The following is a 6402-nucleotide window of genomic DNA, read 5'->3' on the forward strand; positions in this document are numbered from 1 at the left end:
GGTCTGGGGTTGGGGCTGGAACTCGGCGGGAGAACTCGGAGACGGAACCACCAATGCGACCCTGGTGCCGGTAAAGGTCGTCGGCCTCACCAACCCCGCCGTCGTGTCCGCCGGCTACAAGTTCAGCATTGCGCTGATGCCGGACGGCACCGTCTTCCAATGGGGCCATGGCCGCGTCATCGGGAACAGCTACACTCCCGTCCCAACTCCGGGGTTGTCCAATATCATCGCCATCTCCGCCGGATGGGACCAGGCGCTGGCACTCAGGTCGGACCACACCGTCTGGGCGTGGGGACTTAACGGCGTCGGCGAAATCGGCGACGGCACCACCAACAATCGGCCGGCCCCGGTGCAGGTCACGACGCTGAGCAACATCGTCGCCGTCTCCGGCGGCGACTGGCACTCCTCGGCGCTCGACTCCGACGGCACAATCTGGAAATGGGGTCGGAACGACGTGGGGCAGCTCGGCAACGGGACCGCCGACGGCGCCGGCAACTACATTGCCCATCCGTTGCCGGCAAAAATCCAGCTCGACAACAACGGCGCCGGCTTCAGCAACATTGTCATGGTGGCGGCCCGGGACTGGCACAACATCGCCGTCAAATCCGACGGCTCGGTCTGGCAATGGGGCGCGAATGACCAGGGCCAGTGCGGCGACAACACGACTGTTGACCGGTGGCGTCCGGTGCAGGTCGCCGGACTCGGGGCGAGAGTTGGCCTGTCCTTGAACATCCGACCCAACTTGCAACCCGGCCAGTATGATCTTCGTTGGGCCAGCGCAACCGGCGAATTTTTCAACGTCGAATACACGACGAACCTCACGACGGGTTTCGGCGCCCTCCTGCTCACAAATGTCTTGGCAACTCCACCGACAAATTCGGTGACCGTGACGGCCACCAACGCGGGCCGCTTTTACCGCCTTAAATTCTGATCGCCGGAGCAACCCTGGACAGGCACGCGCGTGATTGCATCGTGACAGTTTCGTGGTCTTCCGTTAGAAACCAGCCATGCCGAGCCGGGAGAAACTTGTCGAATTCGAAGAGCTGCCATGACCGCAACGGGGTTGTATCACCTCCGCGCCGGAACGACGCAACCCCGTTGGGGTAGATGAGAATTTTTATTCGGCCACCCAGGGTAGTCGTGTCGCTCCAACCCTGGGCTGGATGACATTGCCCCGTTGGGGCAAACCGAACCGCGTATGAAAACATCACGCTCACACCCGAAGAAATCGCCCGCGTCGAAGGCGCGGCGTAAATGTGTAGCGTCGAGCCTGCGGATAGATCATCGGGCCACAGGCCCGACCCTACAACGCCGCCATGAATTCCACGAGTGTCGCGCCCGGCCAGGTTCACACCAGGCCGGTTCAATTCTGATTTTGAAAACCAGATCGCTCAACGTATGATCATCCCCATCAGCCAGTGTTCACGACCCAAAATCGACCCATCATGAAAGACGTATCACCCGTGTTTCTCAGGCATCCGCTCCTGCTCATGTTCCTTCTTGCCGCAACCGCCCGCGCCGGTCTCGTCAAGCTCGCCGAGAGCGGCGACCCCGAACCCGGCAGCACGAATCAATTCTTCATCATCAGCCAGGACCCGACCATAAACGAGCGCGGCCAGGTCGCGTTTTACACGGACCTCCGCAACACCAGCGGCTTTGCGCAGGGGTTCGGATTTTTCCTTGCCGACGGTGACACGAACACGACCATCGCCTGCACCGGCGAAGCCCCGCCGGATGCGAACGGATATTTTAACACGTTCCACGAACCGGCCGCGCTCAACGCCAGCAATCAGGTTTTTCTCGCGAATTTGGCCAGCACACTCGGAGGCAGCTCGGACAACGCGGGCATTTATCAGCTCAGCGGCGGAGTCCTCACCCAACTGGCTCGCAAAGGTCAACCGGCAACACCGGAAAGCGGCACGTTCCAGGGTCTGGCGAACGCTTCGATTCCAGTCAACCGCAGCGGCCAGACTGCGTTTACCGGCCAGACGAGTTCCAATATCGTGGCTCTGTTCCGTTCAACGGGTACGACGCTCACGCGTCTGGCCTGGTACAACGAGCCTTCACCGGATGGCAACGGCACTCTGGGCAATCTGTTCGCCGCTCCGGCTCTGAACAACAATGGACAGGTCGCATTCTTCAGCACAATCTTCTCTTCGACCAACAGCAGCAGCTTCGCGTTTCTTCTCGCGGATGGAAATTCGCTCAAAGTTTTGACCCGCTCACAGCAAGCTTCCCCCGATGGCAACGGCGTTTTCCTTCTCTTTCCGAACGAACTGCCGGCGATAAATGACCATGGCCAGATGGCTTTTATCGCGGACCTCACTGGAACGACCGGTGGCTCGGCTGATAATGAAGGATTGTATCGCACCGACGGCAATACAACGGTTCAACTCGCGCGCAAGGGTCAGTTCGTTCCGAACGGCAACGGAAGGTTTCTCGACTTCGGACAATCTTACGTTGCCATCAACAACAACGGACAGGTCGCCTTTTTCGCTGACCTTACCGGGACGACCGGCGGCAATTCGGACAATGCGGGAATCTTCCTTGCCGACGGCAACACCGTGACTCAACTCGCGCGCAAAGGCCAGACCGCGCCGGACACCAATGGCGTTTACTCCACCTTCGGCCTCAATCGTCCGGCCCTGAACAATAAAGGCCAGGTGGCATTCAGGGCCACGCTCACAGGCACGAGCGGCGGCACGACCGATAACCAGGGGGTTTTCCTCGTAGATGCCGATGGCTCGATTCTTCAGATCATCCGCGCCGGTCAAGTGATCGACGGCGAAACAGTCTTCACGCCGAATTTTCTCGAAGGGCCGAATTACGGCGGCATGACCGGCTTGAATGACGAAGGGCAGATGGCCGTGTGGTCGGCCCTGAACGGAAATCATGCCGTCTATCTGTGGAGTCGTCCGAAAATGGGTGAAGTCGTCAAGACGGCCAGCACGGTCACCGTCGGTTGGACCAGCTTCGGCGGAGGAACGAATGTCCTGCAAGCCGCTCCGTCGCCGACCGCTTCTTTCACGAACATCGCGGTGATTTCCCTTCGCGCGAACCGGTTGGTCCGGACGAATTATTCAGAGCCCGTTATCACCAACGCGCAGATGCGCATTTATCGCGTCAACGAAATCAGCAAATAAACGCTCCGCTCTGTCGCTCCCGGTTCGCCAGTAATTCGCGAAAAATTTCTCTTCGATGGGAAAATGGGAAAGCACGGACGGAATTCAAAATTGCCGTGCTGCCCGGGCTCATGTAAAACCGGACCATGCCGGACCGGGAGAAACTTGCCGAATTCGAAGTGCTGCCATGACTGCAACGGGGTTGTATCACCTCCGCGCCGGAACGACGCAACCCCGTTGGGGTAGATGAGAATTTTTATTCGTCCACCCAGGGTAGTCGCGTCGCTCCAACCCTGGGCTGGATGACATTGCCCCGTTGGGGCAAACCGAACCGCGCATGAAAACATCACGCTCACACTCGAAGAATTCGCCCGCGTCGAAGGCGCGGCGTAAATGTGTACCGTCGAGCCTGCGGATAGATCATCGGGCCACAGGCCCGACCCTACAACGCCGCCATGAATTCCGCGCGTGGCGCGCGTCGTTGCCCACCGCGCTGGAACGCGACACGTTGCTCATGCCGGACGCCATCGCCGAAAGCGTGGTGCAGGAAGCGGAACGTTTTCTCAAAGCCGATCAAACCGGAAACATCTGCCGGAGCCTGAACACATCCCGGTCGTAAAACGCGCCCCGGGTGGTCAGCGTTGAATCGGATAAAGTCGAGCCGCCCTCGCGTGTCTCTTCTGCATTTGCGTTTGCCCGGCATGGGCGGTTCCGGAACCGGGGCAAATCCAGGCTTGCATCCAGCGGCGTAAAGGCGTCGAATGGGGACAGGGAATTGAGGGGTTTCGTGGAGATTTATGGTAGCAGTATCAGTCATTCAGCTTCTGCCTGGAGAAAAATCACGGACTCCGTACCGCAACCCCGATCCGCCGCCTCTCGTCGCACAGCAGAAACATCCGTTTCAATCCATCTTCCACGGCCCGTCCGGCGAAAGATTCCGGACCACACTTTCGCGGGACCACCCTGCGGCAGATGCGCCATCAACCCGTGGGAAGGGCACGACGGTTTTCGTGGAATGAATGCCTTTCTCATGCCCTTTATCGCCTCACGCCGGAAATCGCAGGTTCATCCGGGCCGGAACGGAGGGTTCCGATGAACATTCTCATCGTGGATGATGATGCGGGGAACCGGAAGCTGCTCCGGGTGACGATTGAAGCGGAGGGCCACCATACGGTCGAAGCGGAGGACGGTGTGCAGGCGCTGGCGGTGCTCGAGCGCGAGCCGGTGGACGGAATCATCTCGGACATCCTCATGCCGAACATGGACGGTTACCGGCTCTGCACCGAGGTGCGCAAGAGTCCACGGTTCAATCTCCTGCCGTTCATCATCTACACGTCCACCTTCACGTCGCCCGGCGACGAACGACTCGCGCGGGAGGTCGGCGCGGATGAGTACCTCAAGAAACCGTCCTCGACGCAGACCATCCTGGCCGCGTTCTCGCGGGTCGTTGCCGAGGGAAAGCCGGGGCGCCCGGTTGTCACGCAACAGAAGGAGGAACTGCTGCTGGTCAGGGAATACAGCGATCTGCTGGTCAAAAAACTCGAGGAAAAACACCGGGACCTTCAACGGCAGACGGAAGAGCTGCGGAGGAGCGAGGGGCGCAACCGCATGCTCGCCGCAATCGTCGAGTCTTCCGACGACGCGATCATCGGCAAGGCCCTCGATGGAACCATCACGAGCTGGAATCCGGGCGCGAGGTGGATTTACGGGTACACGGCGGAGGAAGCGGTGGGCAGGCACATATCGATGATCTTTCCGCCCGGCCGCGCCGATGAATGGCGCGCTCTGCTCGAGCGGGCCGCGCGCGGCGAGCGGGTCGAGGGCATCGAGACGGAGCGGATAAGAAAGGACGGCACGCCGGTGGAAGTGTCCATCAAACTTTCGGCGATCCGGGACGAAGCCGGGCAGGTCGTGGGCATCTCCGCCATCGGGCGTGATCTCGCGGAGCGCAAGAAGCTGGAGCGCGAAGTCGCGGTGCGCGAGCACCGCTTGAACTCTTTCTTTGCGGGCGCCACGGCCGGGCTGGCGGTCCTGGACAGGGAACTCCGCTTCGTCCAGATCAACGACACGCTGGCCGGAATGAATGGACTGCCGGCCAAAGACCATCTGGGCAGGACCGTCCGGGAAGTCGTGCCCAAGCTGGCCCCGGTCGTTGAGCCGGTGTTCCGGAAGGTGCTCGCCACGGGCGAACCGGTTTTGAATGTGGAACTGACCGGCGAAACGGCGCTCCGGCCGGGTGCTCAGCGGCATTGGGTGGAGTCACTCTTTCCGGTCGTGGGGCGGGACGGAGGCGTGGAAGGAGTCGGCGCGGTGGTGGTGGAAATCACCGACCGGAAACGGGCGGAGGAGGCGTTGCGCAGCTCGGAGGCGAAGTTGCGGGCGCTGGCGGCGCACCTGCAGGTGGTGCGGGAGGAGGAGCGGACCCGCATCTCGCGGGAGATTCACGATGAACTGGGCCAGATGCTCACCGGCCTCAAAATGGATCTGCGCTGGATGCACCGGAAACTGGCCGGCCGGATGTCCGCCGAAACCTCGGCGGCGATAAAACAAAAGCTGGATGAAGCCGGGAAGCTGGCGGACGACACCATCGAAACCGTCCAGCGAATCGCGGCGGACCTTCGACCGGGTATCCTGGACAGCCTCGGTTTGACGGCGGCGCTGGGTTACGAGGAGAACCGGTTTGCGGAGCGCAGCGGGATTCGATGCAAAACGACCCTGGCGGAGGGACTGCCGGCGCTGGGCCGCGACGTCAACACAAACCTTTTCCGCATCTATCAGGAGATGCTGACCAATGTCGCGCGCCATGCCGATGCCCGCACCGTTGAAGTGCGGCTCACGGAACAACGGAAGGGCTGGTTGCTGCTGGAGGTGCAGGACGACGGAAAGGGAATTTCAGACGATGCCGCAGCCAAACCGACCTCGCTCGGCCTGGTGGGGATGAGCGAGCGCGCCGAATCGCTCGGGGGCCGCATCTGCATTGAAGGCGCGACGGGAAGCGGAACCACGGTCAAATTGTGGGTCCCCGTTGAGAAACGGAGTTAGTCCATGACGCGAGTCCTCATTGCCGACGATCATCAGGTGGTCCGCCACGGACTGAGGCAGATTCTGCAGGACGAATTCAAGGAGTTCCATATCGGGGAGGCAAATGACTCCGCCCGGGCCGTCGAACTGGTCGCGTCACAGCCGTGGGACCTGGTGTTGCTGGACATCAACATGCCGGGTCGCGGCGACCTCGACGCGCTCGCGGAGATCCGGCGGTTGCGCCCCAAACTGCCGATCC

At 61.1% G+C, this 6402-nt stretch carries 5 protein-coding genes; all 5 read left to right on the plus strand.

Translation table 11 applies throughout. The annotated features are described in order from the left end of the window. The coding region (locus VN887_15190; GenBank protein ID HXT41353.1) for an RCC1 repeat-containing protein at positions 1-931 on the plus strand (931 nt) is incomplete at its 5' end. Positions 932-1445: 514 nt separating this feature from the next. After that, the gene (locus tag VN887_15195; protein HXT41354.1) at positions 1446-3143 is read left to right on the plus strand and encodes a choice-of-anchor tandem repeat NxxGxxAF-containing protein; all 1698 of its coding nucleotides are present in this window, start codon (positions 1446-1448) and stop codon (positions 3141-3143) included. Positions 3144-3459: 316 nt separating this feature from the next. Then, complete coding sequence (locus VN887_15200; protein ID HXT41355.1) at positions 3460-3741, plus strand: hypothetical protein; 282 nt, start codon at positions 3460-3462, stop codon at positions 3739-3741. A 473-nt stretch (positions 3742-4214) separates the two neighbouring features. After that, complete coding sequence (locus VN887_15205; protein ID HXT41356.1) at positions 4215-6164, plus strand: PAS domain S-box protein; 1950 nt, start codon at positions 4215-4217, stop codon at positions 6162-6164. A 3-nt stretch (positions 6165-6167) separates the two neighbouring features. Further along, on the plus strand, positions 6168-6402 hold a 235-nt coding region (locus VN887_15210; GenBank protein ID HXT41357.1), incomplete at its 3' end, for a response regulator transcription factor.

The sequence above is a fragment of the Candidatus Angelobacter sp. genome (genome assembly GCA_035607015.1).
Lineage (GTDB): Bacteria > Verrucomicrobiota > Verrucomicrobiia > Limisphaerales > AV2 > AV2.

Coding starts and splice junctions, on each gene's coding strand:
- VN887_15195 (HXT41354.1), top strand. CDS start 1,446: ATGAAAGACGTATCACCCGTGTTTCTCAGGCATCCGCTCCTGCTCATG.
- VN887_15200 (HXT41355.1), top strand. CDS start 3,460: ATGAAAACATCACGCTCACACTCGAAGAATTCGCCCGCGTCGAAGGCG.
- VN887_15205 (HXT41356.1), top strand. CDS start 4,215: ATGAACATTCTCATCGTGGATGATGATGCGGGGAACCGGAAGCTGCTC.